This is a genomic window from Paenibacillus sp. J22FR21 (assembly GCF_056269135.1).
The window spans coordinates 80,595-104,370 of record NZ_JBWDNJ010000011.1 but is presented as its reverse complement, the minus strand read 5'-3'; the positions used below and the strand labels follow the sequence as shown (position 1 = coordinate 104,370).

The following is a 23,776-nucleotide window of genomic DNA, read 5'->3' as shown; positions in this document are numbered from 1 at the left end:
CCTTACTTTATTCACGCGATACCTGTGTGCGGGATTCTCATGCCCCCCTTGGCAATGCCAAGCAATCGCAATCCCAATCTATGTGGTACAGGTGATGCGGGAGATATAGTCCCCCGCCCATCCTCATCCCAGGTTTATTGCAGCCATTCGGCTGCGACTACGACTAGACTACCAATGAACCTTGCTGCTGCGCTGAGCTGCGTATGGAATTCCTTGAACGAGCGGCGCTGCCTGCTGATTCATCCATTCACGCTTAAACAGCGGATAAATGTGACCCGAAGGCGTAACGGAGATGACGGTGTCGCCGCGCCAACGAACGTTGTAGTCCTGTCCGGAAACACGCTCGACCTTCTCTACAGTGGTTATGGGGTAGAGAAGCTGTACCAGCTGACCCGATTCCAACCCCTCAAGGCGGATATAACCGTCCTCCGGAAGCTGAACGCTTATGACAGCATCGTCGATCGATACGGTAATATCTTCAAAATTAACCCAATCCGGTACGCGTACACGTAAACTTGGCGCATCGTGGATGATGAGCTCGAGCTTGCCCTCATACGGCTGATAGCTGATAACCTCAACCCAATCGCTGCTTCGGCTAAGCGACATATGGACGGAAACGATATCCGCGTGCTTCGTTACGATATCATCCCAAACCAGATAGCAAGCTCGAATGCCTGCTCCGAGGCAGCAGCCTTCCACGCTCTCCCGGCAATTGTCCAGCGACCCCGGCTTCGACCAGGAGGCCCAGCTTCCATAGAGCGCCCGCTCGAATTGCGGTTTCTGTGCTTGATCGACGTTCGGCAGCATCGGATCGGTATGTACGATTTGGTTCTCCAGCAATTGATTGCGGGCGAACCGCTCTAAGATCGCATAATAATTCGAATCGATATGACGGGCGATTAGCAGTCCCAAATGAATGGCATCCGTAATCGAACACGATTCGCATGAAGCGTCGTCCGGACCGACCCCATCCGGTATCCAGCCCCACGTGCTGGAATAACGCAATGTCCAATCGAAGACCGTTTTCATTTTCCGGACCGTTGCGGTGTCATTCGTCTTCAGTGCACGGCGCATGAGCGCAACGGCCGCTGTAAGGATTCCGCCGGAATGTGTATGTCCCTGATAATGTCCCTCCGCATCGAACGTTCCGCTGACATTCAGCACGAAACGACCCATCCGATCAAGCAAGTCCTCGCAATCCGGGGCATCGACACTTTCGGTGTACCGAGCTAATGCCAGCATGATTCCGCCGAGCGGGAAGGTGGGGTAGCCGTTGAAGTCACCGAATACGGCATGCTCCATCGTGTTCCAGCCTTCGGCATTGCGGAACCAGTAGCTGTAGTCCTCTTCATGCTGCAGCTTGCTTCTTATGGCGACTGCGAGCTTCTCGATGATCTCCTTGCCCGCTTCCGAAGGCGAATCCAGGTACAAATCGACGTAGGCCAGGAGCATTCTCCCTGCCATGAAGGGATTCAGAAACGGGTCGCAGGTGTCCAGCATCGCCCGCAGTGCTTGTTCTTCTTCTACATAGTCAGTAGCACCGGTAATCGGACGGCCGAGTAAATACGCATCGGTGAATCGGGAGCACATATCGCCTAAATCCCAGATATGGTGCTCAAGCTTCGGCTCGGGCTGCAAGCGAAGCAGAAAATACGGCCGCATGTTCTGTTCGGGATCCAATCGGTTCGCAATCGCACTGAAGCCGCGCTCGATCGCTTCCTGCAAATAATACGTCTTCGGTCTGCTTGCCATGTGAGCTTCGTTTACCATCGTTACTTCCCCCTGTTTGTTCGCATAGATTCTATAGGCATGAATCGAATAGCTAATCAACGTGAATGGAGACAAGACGAAATAAATAGAGCGCTTACATTTTGAGCTTAGAAAAAAGTTGTGTCGAAGCCTGATGATGTACTTGAAGATGAGGATTGCTGTGAGAAAAACTTCGAAAAGGTGGGTATTGCTGAAGTGGTGTACAAGGAGGCAGTTCATAATTATATATCAAATATACAACTTATAAACTTGACTTGGTGGCTGTTTACCTGCATCATACTCCCATATTACAGCCTCTGTAAAGAAAAAAATTGGAAACTCGCAAAGAAAGTTGTATATTCATTATATCAGGAGAGAGAGTGTGATTAGATGACTGTACCAACGAAACGAGTTCCTCTTTACAACCAAATACGCACGTATATTACCGACCAAATCGTACAAGGCCAGCTGCTCCCCGGAGATCGACTGCCATCGGAAAACGAGCTTGCGGAGCATTTTGGCGTCAGCCGCATTACCGTCAAAGGCGCCTTATCCTCCCTCGTGAAAGAGGGCACCGTTTACCGCATTCAAGGCAAAGGTTCCTTCATTGCGGATCAAGCCCAGGGTGAGCCTCTTCGTTATCAAACACCGGATATTCGTAAGCTGAAGCTGATCTCCTTGCTGATACCCAGCCTGAAAACCGCCTATATGGTGAATTTGGTCAAAGGTGTGGAAAACGCCGCTTCGAGTCAAGGCTATCGCGTTATTGTCTCGCTGACTCATGAGTCGGTAGAAACAGAATGTCAGCTGCTTGCCGAAGCTGAGGAAATGGGCGTAGCCGGTGTCATCGTCTACCCTGTCGAAGGGGAGAGCTATAACGAGGATATTCTGCGGATGACCTTGCGCGGCTACCCTATTGTGGTTATTGACCGCTATCTCAAAGGGCTTGAAACCAACTGCGTATGCACGGATCATTTCAGCGGCGCCTATGCTGCCACTTCTCATCTAATTGAGGCGGGGCATTATCGGGTAGCCTTCCTTACCGCTCCATACACGGGAACGACGAGCATGGAGGACCGGCTCGAAGGCTATCGGCAAGCCTTGGCTGACCACGCCCTATTAAGCGACCCAAGACTTGTCTTTACCCGGACGGAGCCGGAACAAATAGAGCTCTACTTGCAGCAAAATCCGGATGTCACCGCTGTATTTGCGCTGAACTCCTCACTCGGCCTGAAAGTATTTGCGGCAGCGGAGCGACTGCAGCTCTCCATTCCCGATCAATTGTCTGTTATTTTCTTCGATGACTATGAGTACTCGACCCGGTGGACGCTGCGTCCGACCTGTATCCTTCAGCAGGAGGAAGAGATCGGCGCCCAAGCCGGCCGACTCATGCTCTCGCTTGTCACCAATCCTGCTCAGGAGCGCAAGAAGATTGTGCTGTCTCCGCGTCTTGTTATCGGGGGCACAACGGCTGCACCTTCCTTCCGGGCATAGTCCGTTATGTTTCAACTCCCTGTGGAAGGGGTATACAACTCGTAATAAGAAATTTAAGATACAGGAGCGTCGAGCTATGAAACAAACCGATAAACTATTTTTGCGTACGGAGAATCAGGAAGGCAAATGTATCGTTTATGTCGGAGGCGAGCTGGATTTGGAGTCCGCCGTTCATATGCGTGCAGTGATGACCCCACTGATTGAACTAACTGATCGAGAGCTGACCCTTAATTTGCGCGAGCTCCGTTATGTGGATAGTACCGGCATCGGCATTCTCGTGTCCGTGCTGAAAGCCAGACATGCCAAGCAAGCCCCATTTTCCGTGGAAGCTGTCCCTCCTCATATTCGCAAGCTGTTTGATATGACGGGCATCACACCATTTTTACTCAAACAAGCCTAATACGTAATTGCAGCAGAAAGGGACGAGTGCATAATGAACATACAAGTCGAAGAAGTAATCACCTTGCAGGTGCCGGCTTCGGCGGAATATATTGATCTGGTTCGATTGACTCTCTATGGATTAGCTGTCAAAATCGGCTTCTCCTTCGAGGAAATCGAGGATATGAAAGTGGCGGTGTCTGAGGCGTGCAACAACGCGGTTCTGTACGCTTACGGCGATTTGAGCTCCGGGCAGGCCGCTCCCGTTCCACAGCCTGCGCCGCGAATTGAGGTGCGCTTTATTAAGAAGAACGATGCCCTCTCCATTGTTGTCAAAGATGATGGACGCAGCTTTGACGCAACAGCCGCAGCCGCACGTGCGAAGCCGGTAAACGGACAATCGATTGATGAACTCCAGGCAGGCGGACTTGGCCTGTACTTGATGCAAGCGCTGATGGATGATGTGGAAGTGAACAGTGAAACGGGAACGGAAGTGGTTCTTACCAAGCGCCTTGTCAAAAGCGGTGAATTGTGATGAGCGCGCCGCAGCCGATTAAGCAGCCCACGCCCACAAGCATGGAACTTATAATGGCTTATCAAAGCGATCCGTCCAACGAAATCGCTGAACAGCTCATCACCCATTACGAGTCGATGGTTCGAATGGCCGCCGGTAAAATTTCGCGTAACCGCCCGGATTTGTACGAGGATTTAATGCAAGTGGGCCAGATTGCGCTGCTTCGTTTATTCGGCCAATTCGACAGTTCGCTCGGCGTGCAGTTTGAGCCTTACGCCATGAAGAGTATCATCGGGCATATGAAAAATTATCTCCGCGACAAGTCGTGGTACGTTCAGGTCCCTCGCCGGATTAAGGAGAAAGGAATCGCCGTTCAGCAAGCAATCGATGAGCTGACCGTGAAGCTTGAACGTTCTCCGAGGATCGAAGAAATCGCCGAGGTCATGTCGCTGTCCGTGGAAGAAACGACTGAAATTCTGGCAGGTCGCGAGCTCTATCATTACGTCTCGCTGGACACGCCGATTTCGGATGATGACAATACGTCATCGCTTGGTGATTTGCTCGGATCGGATTCCAATGATTTTGACAACATCGATCGGCGACTCGATCTCCAGGCTGCACTATCGAAGCTGAAGCCTGAAGAGCAGAAAGTGCTGCTGCTGGCCTATCAGGATGGGCTTCCCCAGCGACAGATCGCGGATCAGCTTGGTATTTCACAAATGAGTATTTCCCGAATACAGCGGCGTGCGATTGATAAACTAAAGCAGCTGCTGCATGAGCATCATGAGCAGGAAGAGTAGAAGCACGCTGTAGGCCGAGTATCATGGCCGCGGCGTGCTTTTGTGTTTTTGGATAAAATTGTCGGCGGCGCTGTTGTGCTTCACGCGGGGTTCGCGTTATGATGGTAACATGTATAGCTATACGCACGGACAAGCAGGAGGCTCTAAACTATGATGCATCGGATGCTGCAATTTCCGCAAGCGTGGGAATGGCTCATGCTTCACGAACAGCGGCCGGCGGGAACGTCCGGTCTTAGTCGCAGCAGCAAAGCAGCAGCCGATGATACCATTTCGGAGGCGCCTGCTACTGCTGCTGAACTGGCGGCAGAGCTGGCCCACGCGAAACAAGCCGTTGTGCAAGCCCACCCGGAGCTTGCCGGCTGGATTAATGATGTTGGAGTCGTTGCTCACAATCAAATTATCGTGTCCGAACTTCCGGGCGGTGACGCTATTCTGCATGGGACCTTGCTGTTCCAGGTGTCTGAGGATGAGAGCGACATCCTCCCTTTGCATTTTCGAATGACCGATCGTAAGCTGGTCACTTATATGTCGGATATGCGATTATCCGTGAGGCTGCAGCTGGATCCTTGGCAGGATAAGCTGAACCGCTGTCAGAGTGCGCCGGAAGGTTTCTTCGTGCTTCTTGGCGCCGTGCTGGAGACATTTCATGACGGTCTCGACCGATTCGAGACGCGACTTGGGGATCTGGAGCAGAAGATGCGCAAGTCGAACCGTACCGGCCTGATGAATGTGATCTTCGAGCGGCGCTATGAGCTGCTGCACTGGAGCCACTTGTTCATTCCGATCAAGGAAATTCAAGGCGCGGCCAGAGAAGCCTTCATGCATACGCTGCTGGAGCAGGAAGAGTTCAAACGGATGGAGCTGAAGCTCGACCGTATTCAAGGTCTGCTCAGCCATTATGCGATGGAGATCGACACGCTGCTCATGATGGACGATGCCATCTCGAACTTCCGCGGCAACGATATCATGAAGACGTTGACGATCTTCACCGCCCTGTTCATGCCGGCTACGGTTATTGGCGCCGTCTGGGGCATGAACTTCAAGGACATCCCTTGGGCCAGCGAGCGCTGGGGATTCATCACCGTCAGCCTCGTGATCGTCGTCACCACCATCCTCATCTATTGGTGGTTGTGGAGTAAGGGTTGGACAGGCGATCTGCTGAACGGCCGTCACAAAGGCGACCGCGTCGGCAGCTCAGGCGGCGCGGACCTCGCGCTAGCCGGCGGCGACGATGCGCCGCTGCCGCGGCGCAGCCGAGGCGGCAGCCGCGCAGGCGCAGCGGATCCTGGCGCGTCGCGCTCGGCGGATGCCGGCAGCCGCAGCGGCGTCGAGCACGACGCGCCGCTGCCGTCGCGGTCGAGCCGGTAGCGCTGAGGCGAGCGGATGGAAGCTGAGAGTTCGATTTTTGAACTCTCAGCTCTTTTTTTGTACGGTTCCGCCGCTGAGAGTTCCATTTTGGATTTCTCAGGCTTCGGCGCAGGCAGTTTGGGGAGTTTCTAGGGCTGAGAGTTCCATATACGAACTCTCAGCTTCTTTTTTGTGCGGTTTCGCCGCTGAGAGTTCCATTTTGGATCTCTCAGGCCTTGGCGCGGGCAGTTTAGTTGGAGTCCTGAGCATTGTAAGCCGCATATCCGCTTACAATGCTTTTTACGGGTGCTCTCCACTACTGTTAGCGGATATGCCTCTTAAGGTGGTCGAACTCATGCGAGAAAAGCCAGCTAGTTGAGATATTGAGCACTATTAGCGGCATATCCGCTTATTTTGCATTTTTCGGGTGGTTTCCACCACTGTTAGCGGATATGCCTCTTAAGGCAAAGGAAATCATGCGAGAATAGCTAGTCTGTCGAGACTGGCGTTGGCGGTGATGGTAGTGCTGGTGGTCGCGCTGGTGCTAGTGCTGGTGCTGGTGCTCATGCTCGTGCTCGTGCTCGTGCTTGATGCCGGTGCTTGGTGCTGGTGCTGTGATCGTGCTTGATGCTGGTGCTGTGATCGTGCTTGATGCTCGTTCTGATACTGATGATCGTGCTTGATGCTCGTGCTCGTTCTGATGCTGATGATCGTGCTGGTGGTAGTGAGTGTAGGTGTGTTGCTTTGGTGCGAATTTGGATGCAGTTGCAGGTGTGAGCGCGTATAGAGAGTGCAGGTGTGGATGGTTTCGCTCCTGTCCCGGTTCCGGGGTTTCATCCCGTCCGCTTAGGACAAACAAAAGAGCCCCCAACTCCTTGGAGGCCACTGAAGAACTTAAGTTTTCAGCGATCTTAGCGATTCGGTTTTTTGTGACATTGCTCTCTCCCAATGTAATGAGGTGCGAGGGATCACCTGTCACGCGGCTCGAAGATGACGTGTAAGGAGTACAACACATTCGCTACTTTCTAGTCTCAAATGACGTATGACGTGTACTTCGTACAATTCATACGTTTTTTTCTAGTGAATATAGCTGGTTATCCGTATTTCAAATGCATTTTTTTCATGTTAAGTACCTTATTTCTCGGAAGGCTTCGGTTTGTCGTGTAGTTTGTACAACTCAAGGAGGAAGCCGATTAAAACTTCTAGATAAACCCCTGGCTCTGGCAAGTAAATTGAAAGTCTACGCCTTTCAGCAATAGGACTTTGTGAGTGGCCTCAACTCCTTGGGGGCTCTCTCTACTTCAAATCCACAACGACCAAGCAGCGGTCGTCGGATTGCAGCTCCTCCGTTAGCTCGCGCGAGAAGAGCGCTTCTTCTAGTGCCTGCAGCGGAGCATGTGTGCCGTAAGGCTGCAGCAGCTCGGTGAGGCTGGCCTCGCGGTCTTCCGCGTAGTCGCTGCCGACGAGGTCGTAGATGCCGTCGGTCAGCAGCACGATGCGGTCGCCGGGTCCGATGGCGAGCGTGTGCTTCTCGATTGGCATTTCGCTGAACATGCCGATGGCGACGCCGCCTTGGGCGAAACGTTCGATGCTGCCGTCGCTTCGAATGAGCATGCCCGGCGGATGGCCGGCATTCACGTATTCTAGCGTGCCTGCGCCTAAATCGACGACCATATACAGCCCGGTGAAATAGTACTGGATCAACTGATCCGCAAATTGCAGCTGCAGCGATCGCCGGTTCAGCTCCTTGATGACCCGTTTGGCCCCGGACAACTTCGTCATCGCTTCCTTGAGCACCGATGCGATAAACATGCACGCCAGCGAGGACGATATGCCATGACCCATGGCATCAATCACAGCTACACCGTAGCGATTCTCATCGATTCGATGCCACGCGTACAAATCGCCGGACAGCTCCTCAGACGGGCGGAATATCGCATCGATCGCAATACGCTCGTCATCCACCGGCTGCGGGAGTGCCGCCAGCTGAACCTCTCGCGCCAGCTGCAGCTCCTCCCTCATCCGCCGATCTCGCTCCTTATGCCAATCCTTCTGCTCCTTCAGCCGGAGCGCCACGCGAATACGAGCAAGCAGCTCGATCCGATTAATCGGCTTCGTCACATAATCGATCGCTCCGGCATCCAGCGATTCGGCCAGCTTCTTCGAGTCGCCGATCGCCGTCACCATGATGATCGGAATATCCCTCAAACGCGGCGACTCCTGAATCATCGCACAAGCTGTAATCCCATCCACGCCGGGCATCATCATATCGAGCAGGATCAAATCGATGTCATGATCGTCATCGCCCGGCGCTTCCTCCGGCTCAAGCCCCTGTTTGTTTAAACCGACTAAACTAAACAATTCGCTGCCAGAGGCAGCCTGCAAAACATTCGTATACCCCGCACGCTTCAAAATCTCTCTGACAACCGTAATATTCATCGGATTGTCGTCCACCACTGCAATTCGCATCTTCAATTTCCTAGGCATTTCTGATCTCCTTATCATTGTCCTTCACCGGCACGACGTGATGTACTTCGTTACCCCCGCAGATCATGCTTTGAATCTGGAACATGTAGGACAGCAGCCTAAAGCACATTGGCCCATAACCTCATACACTGGTAGCAAGGAGAGTGGGTGCAGAAATGAACAATGGCAGTACGATGGACATTCGAACGGCCATCTTTTTGGCTGCAGTATGTGGGCAAACTTATGTGCAATACAATAATGGCGGGTACTTTCTTGTGCCTGATACCTACCGGCTGGTCGGATCGTTTAACGCCGCTTCCTACACCGGAAAAGAAGAGCCCTTCGGTTTCGTCATCGAGTCAGACCGAGCGGTCGTATTGGCTTTCCGCGGCACAAGCTCCCCTACAGACTGGGTCATGGATATGATCGCCCAGCAAATTCCGTTCAAGCCCGTCAAGAATGGCGGCAATACGCATAAGGGCTTTACCGAGGTCTATATGTCGGCTCGGGATCAAATCTTCCGCTTGCTCGATCAAGTACCGAAGTCAAAGCCGCTATTCATAACCGGACATAGTCTTGGCGGAGCACTGGCGACACTCGCCTCGCTTGACATCGCGACCAACCGCATGCCTGCCGCCCTCATCACCTATACGTACGGATCGCCGCGCACGGGAGATCCCGCCTTCGTTCGCGCCTATAATGCAGCCGTACCCGTCACCTTCCGCGTGCAAAATGAATACGACGTCGTGCCTCACCTGCCGCCGCTCGTATATCAATCCCCGAATACCGACAAAACGTACTATTATTTGCACGTGAAGGAAGAGGTCAAACGAAACTTCCGCATGGGCTCCGTCGGAGGGAATCATGTGATCAGCAGCTATTTTGCCGATTTGGCACGGGAAGCACCTACATTTACAATGGCGATTTGTTCAGGACCTCCCGGCTGGTGTCCTCAATAATGAGGACATCAGCCGGGCCGATCCCTATTATGTATGCATCGGCGATCCATCTAGCCCTTCAAACCAGCCAGCTCCGCAATACGGCTTCGCTCCGCCTTCGTCATCCCTTTAAGCACAAGCTCGTAAGAGTGTTTAATCATATCCTGCAGCTCGTCTTGCGGAATCGATCCATCGAGCGCGATGGAGTTCCAGTGTTTCTTGTTCAAATGATAGCCGGGCGTGATCGCCTCGTATTGCTGCCGCAGATTCTCCGCGATAATGGGATCACATTTCAAGGACATGCTGCTTTCCGTGAGGATCGCGAACATTTTGCCGCCTGCCTTCATCACCAATGGATCCGGCCCAAACGGATAATCCTTCTGCGCCCCCGGCATGGACAAGCAATAGGTAAGTAACGCTTCCATCCGCTTATCTTCCCCTCTTCACACCAAAGTATAGTTCGCAAAAGCCGCCGCTTGTCCATAATACTCGCCGGCTTCATCGTACAAATTCCATACGATCGCCTGCTCGATTCGAAAACGTCGGCCGCTGCTGGAAATTCGGATGCCGCTGTAATCGTCAATATACCCTTGCCCCGCGACGGCTTCCAGAAATCGCTGCCGTTCCTCTTGGATCATTGGCTCCGCCGTATGCTTCGATTCGATTCGTGTAAAAGCATCCCATTCCATTTCCCACAACGCCAATGCAGCGCGGTTACCGTAATTGAGTACCGGGTCTTGCTGCGTACCATGTGAAAGTACCACGAGATCCGCATGGAATAAAGCCTCAGCTGCCGACTCCTGTTCTGCCCGCGGAATCAACGGCTTGCCCAGCAGCCGGTTGTAGCTGTTCAAAATTATGGCGGCATGGCGCTCTCCCGCGCCGATGCCTGTCAGTTGCTGCAGCATGACATGTTCTCCCTCCAACTTCATCTTCGGGCGCCAACTAATTTAAAAAAACTGAAGGTGAAATTCACCCTCAGTTCTTCGGTTCCGCTGCTATACGCCCATTTTCTTGCGCTGATTGTTTACTTTTTTGTGGTTTTGGCTTTTCATCGTTTGTTGGTTGCCGCCTGGACCATGCTTTTGCTTATTGTTCAAATTCGCCTGTTCTTGTTTCTTCTGTGCCAGCTTCTGTTTCATCGCTTCAGCAAGGGAAATTTTCTTCGGCTCTTGCTCTTGCGTTTCCGGCGTCGTTTGGTTTTCTTCCATTTCAGATCACCTCGTCTGTTTGTACTAGTTGTATTGTAGCTTTTTTTTCGCTCGCTTTCCAGTGCACGAGGCAGCAATTTTCACATCTTTGCCATTATATCCCGCATTCTACTCCCGCAGCGCATCCTTCAGCCTGGTGGACATGTTATCCGCACTTCCCGCACGCAGCATTCCGCGAAGCCTTGCTACCTCTTGCTGCAGACGGAGCTTGTCCCCGCGCAGCTGCTCAATCTCGGCTTGTGCCGCTGTAAGCTGCTCTTGCAATGAAGAAATCGGCTCGTTCATCGCCGGCTTCCCCCTCTCTCTATTCACATCATTTCTCCCTATTGTAACGCTGACCCGCCTCAATGTACAAAAAAGCTCCGACATCGCAGCAACCAAAGCTCTCCATGGAGAACGCCAAGTGCTGCACCTATCGGAGCTTTGCATGTTAATTTCTCTGCTTCGCTTCTTATTTCACCGCAATCGCAACCTTCTGCGTCGTCACGAGAACATTCTTGCTGTCGAACGCTTTGACCACCACTTCAATCTTCTTCCCTTTATACGGTGCAAAATCGATCTGTGCCGTCCAAGGCAGCGCAGTTACCGTGGCTACCGTCTTGCCGCCGATCTCATAGGTCACTTTGCTTAGTGTCGGTGACCATGTTTTCACATAGGCCGAAACCTTCTGCGTCGATGCCGGTACCGGCGAAGCGGTATTAATCGGCTTGTAAGCCACCGGTGATTCATCGCCAAGCCCGCTCAGATAGAATGGATTCGCAACAGACTGCTTGTAGCCCTCCAGAAGCTTCTGATTGGCCGAAAGCATATAATATTTTATCCGAGCGGAAGCATCATGGTTGCTGTCGAACCAGAATACCGCTTTTACCTTCGGGTACAGCATCGGCAGAGAAGCGTAAAACTCTTTCATTTTGTACACGGCCCAGTCCGTCTTATCTTGTTTCTTCTCCGGGTACATGTACGCTACGCCGCCTTCGGAAATATAAACCGGTTTACGCGACGCATACTGCTTGTAGATATAATCGAATTTCTCCAAATGGCTCGAACGGTCTTCCCCTTGCTTCAGCGGGTCAAGAGTAGGGTTAAAGATCGTATACAGACTGACCCCTACCCAATCCACTGCATCATCACCAGGGTAGTAGTCGTTAATGTTATACTCCGGCGAGCGGTCAGGCGCCCAAACCATGGCCACATTATCCGGCGCTTCCTCGTGGAAGACCTTCGCAACAATACGGTATTTATCGATGTAATTCTTCGGATTCGTTTCATGCCAAGGTACCCAGTCCCCATTCATTTCGTTCGCGAAACGCAGGAACACCTTGACGCCGGATGCCGCAATATCACGTGCCAGCTGGCGCAAATACGCATCATCTTGTACTACGCCAAGCCCATCAAGCGGTTGGATGCCAAGCTGCAAGGCGACTCCGGCCTCACGGGCGTGATCGATATGGCTCTTAATACTTGAAAGCGGCTTCCCATATGTAAAATAAATCAAATAAGCTGCGTGATCCTTACCCGTAAGCGCCGGGAACCCCTCGGTGTAGAAAGGTTTGGCCGTCTTGGCATTGTGAACCGCCGGATCAAGTTCAGCGTAAGCACCGATATAGGCGCCATTCTTCGGTTCGAATATCGCTCCGTGCGTGTTCGATGAACCGAGTGCGGAAGCTGTAGTCTCCACAAACAGTCGTGCCGAGCTGCGAAGCTGATCGGCCTTGCGTTTCGCGGCAATGCTCATTTGCGTCATATTCGCTTTGCCGGTATACAACGCTTCCTTATCCCAGTTCGTTACGGCATCGTCATATTTCTTCAGCTTGGCGTAATCGTCGCCGATGCGGCGGTACATGCCGGCTGCATTACCGTACTCTTGCTTCTTTAGAAACTCAGGCGCAATTTGTTTGTATTTTACAATTGCATCCGCATATTTACCCTGCTGATCGAGCTTCTGTGCTTGTTTGAATATTCCCCATACATCCATCGCCTGGACCTCGTAGGTATGGAATGTCGTGAAAGCAACGATAATCGTAAATAATGCCACCATCATCTTACGGCCAAACGAGAAGTAATGCTTGTGAGTCACCATGATTCCTCCGTGTGCTAGTAGTAGAAGTTACAGCGACATTTTACAGCATTTGGGATGGAATGGGAAGATAAAAGTTTTACAAATTGTGACAACAGCCGCCTTTACGCAACATGTTATGACATCTATTCGTTAAATCTAGTATAGGCTGCAAGACATGCTTGGAAGCAGTGACCAGTTGTAAATGAGATTCTAGCGTCTATAATTATCTTTATTATGGTTTGCGCTTTATTCATAGGAGGAACCGCAATTGAACAAGAATACCCGTATGTCCTATCTCATCCTCGGCGCAGCGCTTAGTGCCGTTATTCTAACGACCCAAACTTCATGCACCAACAACTTATTCGGCAAAACAAATTCGGGCAGCAATGAACAAAGCACCGGCAACTCGGGAGCTGCAGGTCATGATGCGCCGACAAGTCCAATAAAGACGAGTACCGGTACGAATGGTGATTCGGGAACCGGCAAGTCCGATCCCAAGGACGGTACATCCGGCTCCGCAGGCACAGGTGCTGGCACAGGCACGTCTGATCCCGGAAAATCGAACGCCGATACATCCGCCAATGCCCAGACGGGCAGCAGTCAATCTACATTAACCGCGTTTCTGCACGAGAATTCTCCGTCTCGCACCATTAAGAAGAAGGACGGTGTCGCTTATGTAACCAATACGGACAGCCAGCTTGTCCTCGTCAATAAGACGCGTGAGCTCGAATCGACTTACGTGCCGAAGGATCTCGTGAAAGCACAGGTAGGCTTCTCCTTCTCCGGCGACAATCCGAAGCAGCAGCTGCGCAAGATTGCGGCGACGGCGCTGGAGAAGCTGTTTGCCGGTGCCAAAGAAGACGGCATTGAGCTGAAAGCCGTATCCGGCTATCGCTCGTATGCTTCTCAACGTTCCATCTTCAACAACTACGCCAAGAAGAACGGCGAGGAAGAAGCCAATACGTTCAGTGCACATCCGGGACAAAGCGAGCATCAAACCGGACTTGCGATGGATGTGTCGAGCGCCAGCGTCAAATACGATCTGGATAAGAGCTTCGGTGAAACGAAAGAAGGCAAATGGCTGAAAGAGCACGCAGCGGACTATGGATTCATCATTCGCTACGAGCTTGGCAAAGAACACGAAACGGGCTACATGTATGAGCCGTGGCATATCCGTTACGTCGGCGTTTCCATTGCAAAGGAAATCAAGAAGAAGGGCGAAACGCTGGAAGCTTATATGGCGCAGTACTAATAGGAAGCTGTCACAAAAGTGTACCACTGACTTTTGTGGCAGCTTTTGTTTTGCTCGTGGCCCCCTTGTCGAAAGCAAGCCCTGCTAATTAGGCGGGGCGGATGAAAAAAAGGTGACTCAGAATCAAGCCTCTGAGCCACCTTTTTATTACGTATAAATATTGTCGCTGCGTTATTCGCCGAGCTTCTGGAACAAATCCTTAAATACGAAGTCACGGTGCGCATAGTGGGCACAGCGAATGAAATGGCGGGAATGATCAACGCTCCAGCGGAAATCCTCTGACAGCAGCGGACTGTGAACAAGCGTGCTCGGAATCCAGCTTGGATCGACCAGATAAGCAATGGTCGAGATGTCCCAGATCACGCGGGAATAGCCGAAGTGATTGTTGCTGCAATCCCGGAAAGTTTCGTACAAGTATTGGCCGAGCGGCCCTTTGTCACGGACATAATCCTCGACCTCGGACAAAGTTGTCGCCAAGTGGGAGGCTACCCCGGCACAAGGGACCAGAATAAGCGGAACTCCGCTATTAAGAACCGTACGGGAGGCATGAAGATCTTGAGCTAGATTAAATTCCGTCGTATCATGCCAATGCAGCGCGTGTCCGCCGAGCCAGACGACAACGATTTTCTCAATAATTCGCGGCTCCATCAACAGGGCGGAAGCAACGTTCGTGATGGCTCCGATCGCAACTACATACAGAGGATCGTCTTCGCTGGAGGCCATTGCCCGCTCCACCAGGTTTCTTGCCGCTTCGCTCTCTTGAGGAACGCCGGCTTCTGCCAGGTATCCTTCCGAACCCCGGTAGATCGGAATATCCGTCATCTCCGGCATGATCGATTGGATCTTGAGAAGCTCATTATAGCTCTTCTCCATCCCATCATTCGGACCCACAGATAAATCATTGAAGAATGGAGCGGCATAGAAAGCTTCAACCGTGACGCTCTCCGGTGATTTCAATGCATAGATGACGGCGAATTGATCGTCGATCTCGTTATATGTATCCGTATCCAATACCATGCGAACCTTGCGCTGTGGATGTTCTAAACGCTGTAGAAGCTTTTGCTGAGGCAATTTTGGAAATTCGGCCATGTCCCTTGTCATCCTCCTTGAATATATCCTGTATTCCTTTTATGATGTGGTTATGAATGCAGGATTTTTCTCGCTTTCTACGCTTATTCTACAACGAATACCGCAGATGAAGATTATAGGATATGGCTGTTTGTTTGCATGATTTGGCTAGGATAACAGGAGGGGAGCATGTAGGATGCTGGCACAAATGGATTTTCTGTTTCAAGCTACGAGGCACGCGCATTCGTATATGCCGATGCATGATCATACCTGCTATGAGCTGGTCTATTATCAAACGGGGAAAGGCGTTACACGCTTCAACGATACGGTCTATACCTACACACCCGGCACGTATACGATCATTGCGGCAGGTACACTGCATGACGAGCGGCGAACAGAGGATACGGATGTTATTTTTGTCGGCTTTCGGTTATCTAGGAGGGAGCTGCAGGTACAAGAAGGGCTCTATGAGGATGATCCCTCTTCCCCCATCTTGCCGCTTCTATTGAAGATGATTGAGGAAATGCAGGAACAGCGCGCTTATTATGCCGACCAGTTGAATCATTACATCAGCTCCATCGTAATCGCGCATCAGCGAGCCTCGAATACCGGCACATCGGGAGGATCGGTTGATCATCTTCTATACGCGCGCGCGTTCATCGACGAGAACTGCAACCAGAAGATTACGATCGAAGAATTGGCTGAAATGGTCGGCTACAGCTACCACCACTTCCGGCATCTGTTTAAGGATAAATTCGGTGTATCTCCTATTTCCTATTTACTCCGTAAGCGCATTCAGAAAGCCGAGCATCTGCTCCTGCATTCCGCACTCCCTGTCACTACCATAGCAATGGAATGCGGTTTCTCGAACGATGCTCAATTCTGTACAATGTTCAAAAGGGAGAAGGGCGAGTCACCTCGCACCTTCAGACAGAACCGAACAATCGCTAAGACTTAAAGACTTCAGGCAGCAGGTAGCAGGCAGCCGCTAGCTGAGTGCAGCTGCGCTATTCCGGCGTCGCACAAGGACGACCGTTGATATAATAGGCGGTTTCTTGATACACCTTGAACACAACCTCAACTTCACCGACACCGGCCTTATTCAGATGTTTCGTTACGGCATGGGCAAGCTCATCTTGAATGACTTGTCCCCTATCGAACCAAGCGATCTCGACGAACGGATAAGTCGGCACCGTTTCGCCTCCGAACACAGAAATCATATGCAGCCCGTCAATGGTGAAATTATCGGTGCCACACTGACAGATACCGGCCATTTCTTCGACCAAATCCTTGCTCACTTCCACCAAAATAGACGTTTCAACGCCTCGTACGCTTAATTGGGGCATAGGTCATCCTCGCTTTTACTCATATTCATGCAGCTGCTCTTCCTCTGCAATGCTTTGCAAATCGTAGCCGGATATCGTAATGATCCGGTAGTCAGGCGTGATCTCGGCATGCTGCTTAGCCAGCTCCAGCAAATAACGCGGCGACCCGTCCTGTTCCTCATCATAGATGAGAATGAGTCCTTCGGAGTTATCGAGCAGGAAACGATCTCTCGCTTTGAACTGCCATGGTCCATCATATTTCTGCTTAGAGATAGCGCTCACGTAATCCGCGCCAGCCAGAATCTCGCTGTACGTCGTTTTCTTCTGCTCGTTCCAGTTCTCTTCCTGCTCCAGAAAAGGCGTAATAATCGCGAGGCGCAAGCTCTCGTAGCTGGCTTTCAGCTCGATGGTCACTTCCGCTGCCCACAGCTCCACGCCCCAGCCGCCGCTTACAATCACCCACTCCAGTCCATCCTCCGCAAGAGCCGTAATCTGCTTCTTCAGCGCCTTCTTGATAATGGCGATGCCGGGATGCTTGGCCGAGAAGATGCCCAGCTCTGTTGCTCTATAGCCTGTAATCAGTACCTGCTTCATCGCGGTTTGCTCCTCGCCTACTCTTCCAGATAAGGGTAGCATACGAGTGGCGAAATTTCACCAGCTGTCACGAACTTTTGGACGCATTCACAGCCCTGTCACTTGCTCCGAGCAACGAAAAAGCTGTCTCAAACCGCGCATCAGCGCACGTTCGAGACAGCTCCGTCATTCTATTCCATCCCTTTCGGGTAATGTGCCTTCGGCTCGCGAATGACCGTCCCATCATCCAGCAGGATCTCGGTTGTAAACGCCCGCGCTCCCTTGTTCAGCTTAATGACGCGCGCGCCCCGGTGGAAGCCTTCCCGGCCGTAGGTCTGATACCCGCTGGCCCGGCCGTAACAAAGGCTGATGCCATACATTTCGCCCCAATAATCATTGACATGATCATGCCCGCAAAAAGTTCCTACGATATCGCCCATCTCCACCATCGCCGTGAACATGCCGGAATTGATCGGCGCGCATGCGACATTCTCGTATTTGCTGCCATAACACAGCTCTTTGCGCCATACTTCGTCGTATTCGGGCAAAGGAATATGGAAGAATGCGAGCGAGGAAAGCGGCTCACCATCGTTTGCATCCGTCAGTGCCGCGGATTGCTCCGTATACCAATCGATCTGGTCACGGCTGATCCAGGCATACCCCTCAAGATTCGGATTCTCGGAATAGCTCCCGCTGTCGAGCAGGTAGAGGGCATGATGCGGCTTGCCGCTGCCGGGCTCTCTGACCAGCAGCACGAAATTACCTACACCGGTAATCCCCTCCGGTCCTGCCTGACTCACGCAATGCTCATGCTCCAATTGGACGTCCATCAACTCTTCTCGCGTGACCTCATGCTCGGAGTCATGGTTGCCAAACACGGCTGCCCACGGGATTCCCCGGGCATCGACTTCACGCACCGCCTCGCGGAACGACTGCTTCGGATCGATGCAGTCATCGCTGTAAATCACATCGCCTGTAAAGATGACCAAGTCTGGAGAAGTTTTGTCGAGCACCCGCTCCATCAGCAATCGAGTCAGGATGTCGCCCGGCTCCCCGTTCTGCCAATGAAGATCTGTAAATTGCACGATGGTAAACGTGCCGTCCTCGCGGTAATGCAGTTCTTTCCCCATCTGAATCATCTCCCATCTTAAAGCGATTCTCCACCGGCTTCAATCCCGATAACGCCTTCAATTGAAGCAAGCGAAACGATGACTTCCTCGAACCGCTTCTTATAATTAAGCTTCACTTGCATGCGGACAATCAGCATCTCGCCGAAATCGCCTTGCGCGGCTTCTTCGTTCTCGACGATGATTTTGCTGATCTGGATGCCGAAGTGGTGAAGCTGAGTGACTACTTTGTTCAGGCTTGCGGAATCTTTATTGATTTTCATCACCAGATCCTGCTTGCGCTTGGTTCGCGAGAACTTCTTCTCGAACTTATTCAGGAAAAACAAGCTGACCACGACTAGCAGTGTGAGTACTGCAGAGCCATAATAGAATCCCGCACCTGCCGTAAGTCCAATCGCTGCAACCACCCACAGTGAGGCTGCCGTCGTAAGTCCTGAAACCGTGATCCCTGTTCGCAGAATCGTCCCTGCACCAAGAAAACCAATCCCGCTGATCACCTGCGCCGCTAACCGGGCCGGATCGAGCCGAACATTCGGATCGGAAGCAAACTCAGCAAATCCGTACATAGATAACAAGACGATCGCCGCTGATCCCAAACAAACGAGAATATGTGTCCTAAATCCGGCTGAATGTCCGCCAAGCTCGCGTTCTAAGCCGATCAAACCACCTAGAAATAGCGCCAGCACTAATCGAATCGTCAGCTCCAAATAACTGATTTGCCAAATGCTGGGGTCGTACACTTGAACCGCTGTTTCTCCCATATGCGTCAATCCTTCTTGGTTTATGGTCCTTTGCTTATCTATACGCAAAGCGACAGCGAATGCCTACTGATAGGCCGAAAAAATATATATTCCTTACATAAGCCCAGAGCTTCTAGCTGCGTGCAAATTGCGATTCGAACCAATCCCAGCCGGAGCCGACATGCTCAGGACGATGTGCGTCCGAGCCGTAAACCAGTTCAATTCCCTTGGTCATGCATGCCTGCATGAACCATTCCGGCACATAAGGCTTGCCGCAGCTAGGCACACGAAGACCCGCCGTATTGACGTCGATCCCGATATTTCCTTGTTGCAGCAGCGGTAAGATGGTCGTCAAGCGGCTCCGAATTTGTGCTTCATCGATCGGCGGGAGCTTGAGTGCGAATTTCTCAATCAAATTAATATGACCGATCCGTTTACGCATCGGAAGCTTACTCGCGAAGGCAATAGCCGCTTCGACGTGGTTATAGTATTCGTCCACGACCTTCTCCATCGTGCCGTAGTAACTTAAGAGGTTTGCCGTGAAATCGTCTGCCGAGAAATCAACACAATACATACCGTCTTTACCCGGTAAGTAGTGAACTGAATAAACGACATCCTCCAGCTGCTGCTGGTACTGCTCGATGATCGCTTCCGTAAACGGCAGCGCGCCTTGCAAATAATCCAGCTCGAGGCCGACGGCGATTTCGATTTTCCCTTCATATTGCTGCTTGATCGACTTCGCATAAGCCATATAGAGAGGGAGCTCCTCGTTCGACATGGCAAGCTCGTACATCAGCTTCGCATCCTGCACCCAATTTGCGGGAAGCGGCGGATGCTCGCTAATTGTATATCGTGTAAAACCAAGCTCAATGGCACGGTCCACATAGTGTTCCGATGGTGCATCGCTGCCATGGTAGCAAAACTTTGTATGCGTATGTCCATCCCATTTCATTACGTTTGACATGCTGCTCTACCAACTCCTCTAACCGCATAATGACTGCCCGAATGGCAATATGTACCTACTCAGTATATCATCTTGATGAATGCCTTCAATAAGCATCGACGCACGCAAAACTGCTTCTTCCAACAAGCGGCATTTCTGTTATAATGAATTCTGTTCATTTAGGTTAATATAAAATAGAAATCCTTGTAAATTTTTCACTCCATGCCCCATGCAAAGAAGAGAGGAACATGTATGATCAGCCGATTCAAACGACTTCTTATCGGGCGGCCGATGAAAAGCGCAGAACTAGAAGGCGAGAAGCTCAGTAAGCTTAAAGCACTCGCCGTACTTTCCTCCGACGCCTTGTCGTCGGTCGCGTACGGAACGGAGCAGATCTTGCTCGTACTCATGGCTGCCGGTTTTGCCGCAGTGTGGTACTCCATTCCGATATCCATTGCCGTGCTCGGTCTATTACTAATACTAATCATTTCGTATCGTCAAACCATCTTCGCTTATCCCAAAGGCGGCGGCGCTTATGTCGTGGCCAAAGATAACTTAGGTACTTCCACCGGGCTGCTTGCAGGCGGATCGCTGCTGGTCGACTACATTCTGACCGTAGCCGTTAGTTCATCGGCAGGAACGGACGCCATCACATCCGCATTCCCTTCGCTGCATGATCATCGGGTCAGCGTCGCCTTAATCATGATCGTGTTTCTAACGGTCATGAACCTGCGGGGAATTGGGGAATCCGCTTCTGTTCTCGCTTATCCCGTCTATCTGTTCGTCGGTGCTATCTTCGTATTGATCATAGCAGGCGTTGTCAAAGTAATCGTAGGCGGTGTCCATGCCGATGTGCCGGAGATCGGTGCTGCGGTGTCCAACATCAGTTTGTTCATGTTACTTAAGGCATTCAGCTCCGGGTGTTCGGCGCTCACCGGCGTCGAGGCCGTGTCCAATGCGATCCCGAACTTCAAGAAACCGGCGGAGCGCAATGCCGCAACAACGCTGATCATGATGGGTACCATTCTCGGCGCGATGTTCATCGGTATCAGCTTGCTCGCTTATTGGTACGGCATCGTGCCGAGCGCTACGGAAACCGTCGTTTCCCAAATCGCGAATGCGACGTTCGGACGAGGCATCCTCTATTATGCGATTCAAGGGATTACCGCATTAATTCTGTTCTTGGCTGCCAACACCGCCTACTCGGCTTTCCCGTTGCTCGCGTTCATGCTGGCCAAAGACAAGTACATGCCCCATGCCTTCATGGTGCGCGGAGATCGGCTCGGTTTCTCGAACGGGATTATTTTTCTAGGCGTGTTCTCCGCGCTCTTGGTTGTCCTGTTCCATGGGGATACGGAGAATCTCATCCCGCTCTACGCGGTGGGGGTATTTATCCCGTTCACGCTCTCCCAGCTTGGGATGATGGTCCGCTGGATTAAGCTTAAACCGGCAAACTGGGGCGTTGGGCTGACGGTTAATACCATTGGGATGTTGACCACGCTCATCATTACGTTAATCTTTATTTTCACGAAGTTTAGTCAGATTTGGATGGTCTTCATCTTCTTGCCGATCGTTATTATCGGGTTCTACAAGATCAACCGTCACTATATGAACACCGCGGACGAGCTTCGCATCAACATTGATAAAGAAAAGCCGGCCATTAAAGGCAGCACCATCGTGGTTCCGGTCGCTGGTATTACGAAGGTCGTTCTGCAGTCCATCAGTTATGCCAAATCGCTGACGGATAATGTGGTTGCCGTCTATGTCGGGTTCGACGAGGAAGAAATCGAGCGGCTCGAGAAGAAATGGGAAGAGTGGGATCCCGGCGTGAGGCTGATCGTCCTGCGATCGAGCTACCGCAGCATTATCCGTCCGCTTGTCCGCTTCATCGAGACGGTCGAATGGAAGACGCAGGAAACGGATCATATCACCGTGCTGATTCCGCAATTCATCACGAGGCACTGGTGGCATAACATTCTGCACAACCAGTCGAGTCTGCTGCTTCGTGCTTACCTTTTCAACCAGAAGGACGTTGTTATTGCGACGGTTCCTTACCGGTTGCACCGTTAGTTGATTTTTGGAAGGGGCTGTCTGCTGTCCCCGCCTGCTTTTCGCGGCCGAGAGTTCGATTTTTGAACTCTCGGCTTTGTTTTTCGGCTTTTTTGACTCTGAGAGTCGCTTTTTTCGATTCTCAAGAGGCGTTTGTCGAGGTGGAGGTGCGAGGGGTTTCGGCGGCTGAGAGCCGCCAAGGCTTACGAGTAACTTAGAGCAGGTTAGCGATAGTTAGCTGACGCGTTCACCGCGGCTAACAAATAACCGACTCCTAAGTTAGCGAGTCGGTTCTCTTCAAGGGGCGAATAGCTCTAGAAACGCGCTCACGCTCATCGGTTCCAGCAGCTGCGGGTCTTCGCACACTGCTATAATCCGTGCTGTCTGCTCCGGTGAGAACCGCGTCAGCAGGTTGGACTCGAACTTCCGCTTTAACAGTGGGATACCTTCGTCTCTCCTACGCCTGTGGCCAATTGGATATTCCGTCAGTACCTCATTCGTCGCGCTGCCGTCTGTGAAGAACACCTGCACGCTGTTCGCGATGGAGCGTTTGTCCGGGTCCAGATAGTCCTCCGTGAAGTCCGGCCGCTCCTTCACCTCCATTAGGCTTCGCAAATGGTCAACTCGCGGATCTGCAGCCGCCTCATCCTCGTAATGATCGGCAGTTAACGATCCGTGGAGCAGACCAATCGCCGTCATATATTGCAAACAATGATCGCGATCAGCCGGATTGTGCAGCGGACCTTTCTTATCGATGATACGGATGGCGGACTCGTGCGTGGTAATGGTAATTCGAGTGATCTCATCAAGTCTATCGGCAACGAGGGGATGCAGCGCGATGGCGCTCTCCACCGCAGTTTGTGCGTGGAATTCGGCCGGAAACGAGATTTTGAATAACACATGTTCCATAACGTAGGAGCCATATGGACGCGAGAGCGAGAACGGTCGACCTTTGAAAAGCACATCATAAAAGCCCCACCCCTTCGCCGACAGCGCGGACGGATAGCCCATTTCCCCGCGCAGCACCATGAGCGCCAGTCTCAATGCGCGGCTCGTTGCATCGCCGGCAGCCCAGGATTTGCGCGATCCGGTGTTCGGCGCATGCCTGTAGGTGCGAAGCGCTTGGCCGTCAATCCACGCATGGGACAACGCGTCCGTGATCTCTTCCTTCGTCCCCCCAAGCAAGCCCGTTGCTACTGCGGTGGACGCCACTTTAACAAGCACGACATGGTCAAGTCCTACTCGGTTGAAGCTATTTTCAAGTGCCATCACGCCTTGCAGCTCATGCGCCTTGATCATGGCAGTCAGCACATCGCGCATGACAAGCGGAGGCTGTCCGGCAGCCTGCCTTACCTTGCTTGCGTAGTCGGCAGAAGCGAGAATCGCCCCGAGATTATCGGATGGATGGCCCCACTCCGCGGCGAGCCAAGTGTCATTGTAATCCAGCCAGCGAATCATACAGCCAATGTTGAAAGCAGCCGTCACCGGATCTAGCCGAAACGCGGTCCCCGGCACATGTACGCCGCCTTCCATCTCTGCCCCCGGCACAATCGGTCCGAGCAGCTTCGTGCAAGCCGGATAGTTTAACGCCAGCATGCCGCAGCCCAGCGTATCCATCAAACAATAGCGAGCCGTTTCATAGGCCAACTCGCTGTCCACCTTGTAGTCCGTTACGTAAGAAGCCATATCGGCAAGCACTTGATCCGGCTCTGGCCGAATATTATCCTGACCATATCCCATGGC

General features: G+C 52.1%; 23 protein-coding genes. 9 read left to right on the top strand and 14 right to left on the bottom strand.

Features of this window, described 5'->3' with window-relative positions:
- Positions 1–168: 168 nt before the first annotated feature.
- Positions 169–1,770, bottom strand: a complete 1,602-nt coding sequence (locus AC0YNS_RS28340; RefSeq protein ID WP_475784273.1) for a hypothetical protein — start codon at positions 1,768–1,770, stop codon at positions 169–171.
- A 369-nt stretch (positions 1,771–2,139) separates the two neighbouring features.
- On the opposite strand from AC0YNS_RS28340, the gene AC0YNS_RS28335 reads away from it, so the two are divergent.
- From AC0YNS_RS28335 to AC0YNS_RS28315, 5 genes are all read left to right on the top strand, one after another.
- Entirely contained in the window at positions 2,140–3,243 is a 1,104-nt protein-coding gene (locus AC0YNS_RS28335; protein ID WP_475784272.1) for a LacI family DNA-binding transcriptional regulator, read from the top strand.
- Positions 3,244–3,319: 76 nt separating this feature from the next.
- On the top strand, positions 3,320–3,643 hold the full coding sequence (locus AC0YNS_RS28330) for an STAS domain-containing protein (RefSeq protein WP_091225376.1): 324 nt from the start codon (positions 3,320–3,322) through the stop codon (positions 3,641–3,643).
- A gap of 33 nt (positions 3,644–3,676) precedes the next feature.
- Positions 3,677–4,156 (top strand): anti-sigma B factor RsbW, encoded by a 480-nt coding sequence (rsbW, locus tag AC0YNS_RS28325; RefSeq protein WP_090985166.1) that lies wholly within the window; start codon positions 3,677–3,679, stop codon positions 4,154–4,156.
- Between the two features lie 53 nt (positions 4,157–4,209).
- On the top strand, positions 4,210–4,935 hold the full coding sequence (locus AC0YNS_RS28320) for a sigma-70 family RNA polymerase sigma factor (protein WP_475784271.1): 726 nt from the start codon (positions 4,210–4,212) through the stop codon (positions 4,933–4,935).
- 150 nt (positions 4,936–5,085) lie between these two features.
- The gene (locus AC0YNS_RS28315; RefSeq protein ID WP_475784270.1) at positions 5,086–6,303 is read left to right on the top strand and encodes a magnesium transporter CorA family protein; all 1,218 of its coding nucleotides are present in this window, start codon (positions 5,086–5,088) and stop codon (positions 6,301–6,303) included.
- A gap of 1,275 nt (positions 6,304–7,578) precedes the next feature.
- On the opposite strand, the gene AC0YNS_RS28310 is transcribed toward AC0YNS_RS28315, so the two are convergent.
- Positions 7,579–8,769, bottom strand: coding sequence for a PP2C family protein-serine/threonine phosphatase (locus AC0YNS_RS28310; RefSeq protein WP_475784269.1), 1,191 nt, complete (start codon positions 8,767–8,769; stop codon positions 7,579–7,581).
- 155 nt (positions 8,770–8,924) lie between these two features.
- On the opposite strand from AC0YNS_RS28310, the gene AC0YNS_RS28305 reads away from it, so the two are divergent.
- On the top strand, positions 8,925–9,707 hold the full coding sequence (locus AC0YNS_RS28305) for a lipase family protein (protein ID WP_475784268.1): 783 nt from the start codon (positions 8,925–8,927) through the stop codon (positions 9,705–9,707).
- 50 nt (positions 9,708–9,757) lie between these two features.
- On the opposite strand, the gene AC0YNS_RS28300 is transcribed toward AC0YNS_RS28305, so the two are convergent.
- The 5 genes from AC0YNS_RS28300 to AC0YNS_RS28280 all read right to left on the bottom strand — a co-directional run bounded on the left by AC0YNS_RS28300 (position 9,758) and on the right by AC0YNS_RS28280 (position 12,977).
- Positions 9,758–10,111 carry an MmcQ/YjbR family DNA-binding protein gene (locus AC0YNS_RS28300; protein ID WP_475784267.1) on the bottom strand — a complete coding sequence of 118 codons (354 nt, stop codon included), beginning with the start codon at positions 10,109–10,111 and terminating at the stop codon, positions 9,758–9,760.
- Positions 10,112–10,129: 18 nt separating this feature from the next.
- Positions 10,130–10,594, bottom strand: a complete 465-nt coding sequence (locus AC0YNS_RS28295; RefSeq protein WP_475784266.1) for an MEKHLA domain-containing protein — start codon at positions 10,592–10,594, stop codon at positions 10,130–10,132.
- Positions 10,595–10,684: 90 nt separating this feature from the next.
- The gene (locus AC0YNS_RS28290; RefSeq protein WP_475784265.1) at positions 10,685–10,897 is read right to left on the bottom strand and encodes a hypothetical protein; all 213 of its coding nucleotides are present in this window, start codon (positions 10,895–10,897) and stop codon (positions 10,685–10,687) included.
- A 108-nt stretch (positions 10,898–11,005) separates the two neighbouring features.
- On the bottom strand, positions 11,006–11,182 hold the full coding sequence (locus AC0YNS_RS28285) for a hypothetical protein (protein ID WP_475784264.1): 177 nt from the start codon (positions 11,180–11,182) through the stop codon (positions 11,006–11,008).
- Between the two features lie 166 nt (positions 11,183–11,348).
- The gene (locus AC0YNS_RS28280) at positions 11,349–12,977 is read right to left on the bottom strand and encodes a glycoside hydrolase family 26 protein (protein WP_475784263.1); all 1,629 of its coding nucleotides are present in this window, start codon (positions 12,975–12,977) and stop codon (positions 11,349–11,351) included.
- 247 nt (positions 12,978–13,224) lie between these two features.
- Here AC0YNS_RS28280 and AC0YNS_RS28275 point away from each other — a divergent pair, with 247 nt between their 5' ends.
- Complete coding sequence (locus tag AC0YNS_RS28275; RefSeq protein WP_475784262.1) at positions 13,225–14,208, top strand: M15 family metallopeptidase; 984 nt, start codon at positions 13,225–13,227, stop codon at positions 14,206–14,208.
- Positions 14,209–14,379: 171 nt separating this feature from the next.
- On the opposite strand, the gene AC0YNS_RS28270 is transcribed toward AC0YNS_RS28275, so the two are convergent.
- Positions 14,380–15,297 carry a nucleoside hydrolase gene (locus AC0YNS_RS28270; protein WP_475784261.1) on the bottom strand — a complete coding sequence of 306 codons (918 nt, stop codon included), beginning with the start codon at positions 15,295–15,297 and terminating at the stop codon, positions 14,380–14,382.
- Positions 15,298–15,472: 175 nt separating this feature from the next.
- On the opposite strand from AC0YNS_RS28270, the gene AC0YNS_RS28265 reads away from it, so the two are divergent.
- A complete protein-coding gene (locus tag AC0YNS_RS28265) occupies positions 15,473–16,234 on the top strand; it encodes a helix-turn-helix transcriptional regulator (RefSeq protein ID WP_475784260.1) in 762 nt (253 codons plus the stop codon).
- A gap of 49 nt (positions 16,235–16,283) precedes the next feature.
- Here AC0YNS_RS28265 and AC0YNS_RS28260 read toward each other — a convergent pair whose 3' ends face one another.
- From AC0YNS_RS28260 to hisJ, 5 genes are all read right to left on the bottom strand, one after another.
- On the bottom strand, positions 16,284–16,622 hold the full coding sequence (locus AC0YNS_RS28260; RefSeq protein ID WP_475784259.1) for a DUF1904 family protein: 339 nt from the start codon (positions 16,620–16,622) through the stop codon (positions 16,284–16,286).
- A gap of 15 nt (positions 16,623–16,637) precedes the next feature.
- A complete protein-coding gene (locus AC0YNS_RS28255) occupies positions 16,638–17,195 on the bottom strand; it encodes an SLOG family protein (RefSeq protein WP_475784258.1) in 558 nt (185 codons plus the stop codon).
- Between the two features lie 170 nt (positions 17,196–17,365).
- The gene (locus AC0YNS_RS28250; RefSeq protein WP_475784257.1) at positions 17,366–18,304 is read right to left on the bottom strand and encodes a metallophosphoesterase family protein; all 939 of its coding nucleotides are present in this window, start codon (positions 18,302–18,304) and stop codon (positions 17,366–17,368) included.
- 17 nt (positions 18,305–18,321) lie between these two features.
- Positions 18,322–19,062: an MgtC/SapB family protein gene (locus AC0YNS_RS28245; protein WP_475784256.1), complete on the bottom strand. Its 741-nt coding sequence runs from the start codon at positions 19,060–19,062 to the stop codon at positions 18,322–18,324.
- A 112-nt stretch (positions 19,063–19,174) separates the two neighbouring features.
- Complete coding sequence (gene hisJ / locus AC0YNS_RS28240; protein ID WP_475784255.1) at positions 19,175–20,005, bottom strand: histidinol-phosphatase HisJ; 831 nt, start codon at positions 20,003–20,005, stop codon at positions 19,175–19,177.
- 231 nt (positions 20,006–20,236) lie between these two features.
- Here hisJ and AC0YNS_RS28235 point away from each other — a divergent pair, with 231 nt between their 5' ends.
- Positions 20,237–22,054, top strand: coding sequence for an APC family permease (locus tag AC0YNS_RS28235; RefSeq protein WP_090985192.1), 1,818 nt, complete (start codon positions 20,237–20,239; stop codon positions 22,052–22,054).
- A gap of 276 nt (positions 22,055–22,330) precedes the next feature.
- On the opposite strand, the gene AC0YNS_RS28230 is transcribed toward AC0YNS_RS28235, so the two are convergent.
- Positions 22,331–23,773 carry a bifunctional 2-methylcitrate dehydratase/aconitate hydratase gene (locus AC0YNS_RS28230; RefSeq protein WP_475784254.1) on the bottom strand — a complete coding sequence of 481 codons (1,443 nt, stop codon included), beginning with the start codon at positions 23,771–23,773 and terminating at the stop codon, positions 22,331–22,333.
- Positions 23,774–23,776 lie beyond the last annotated feature (3 nt).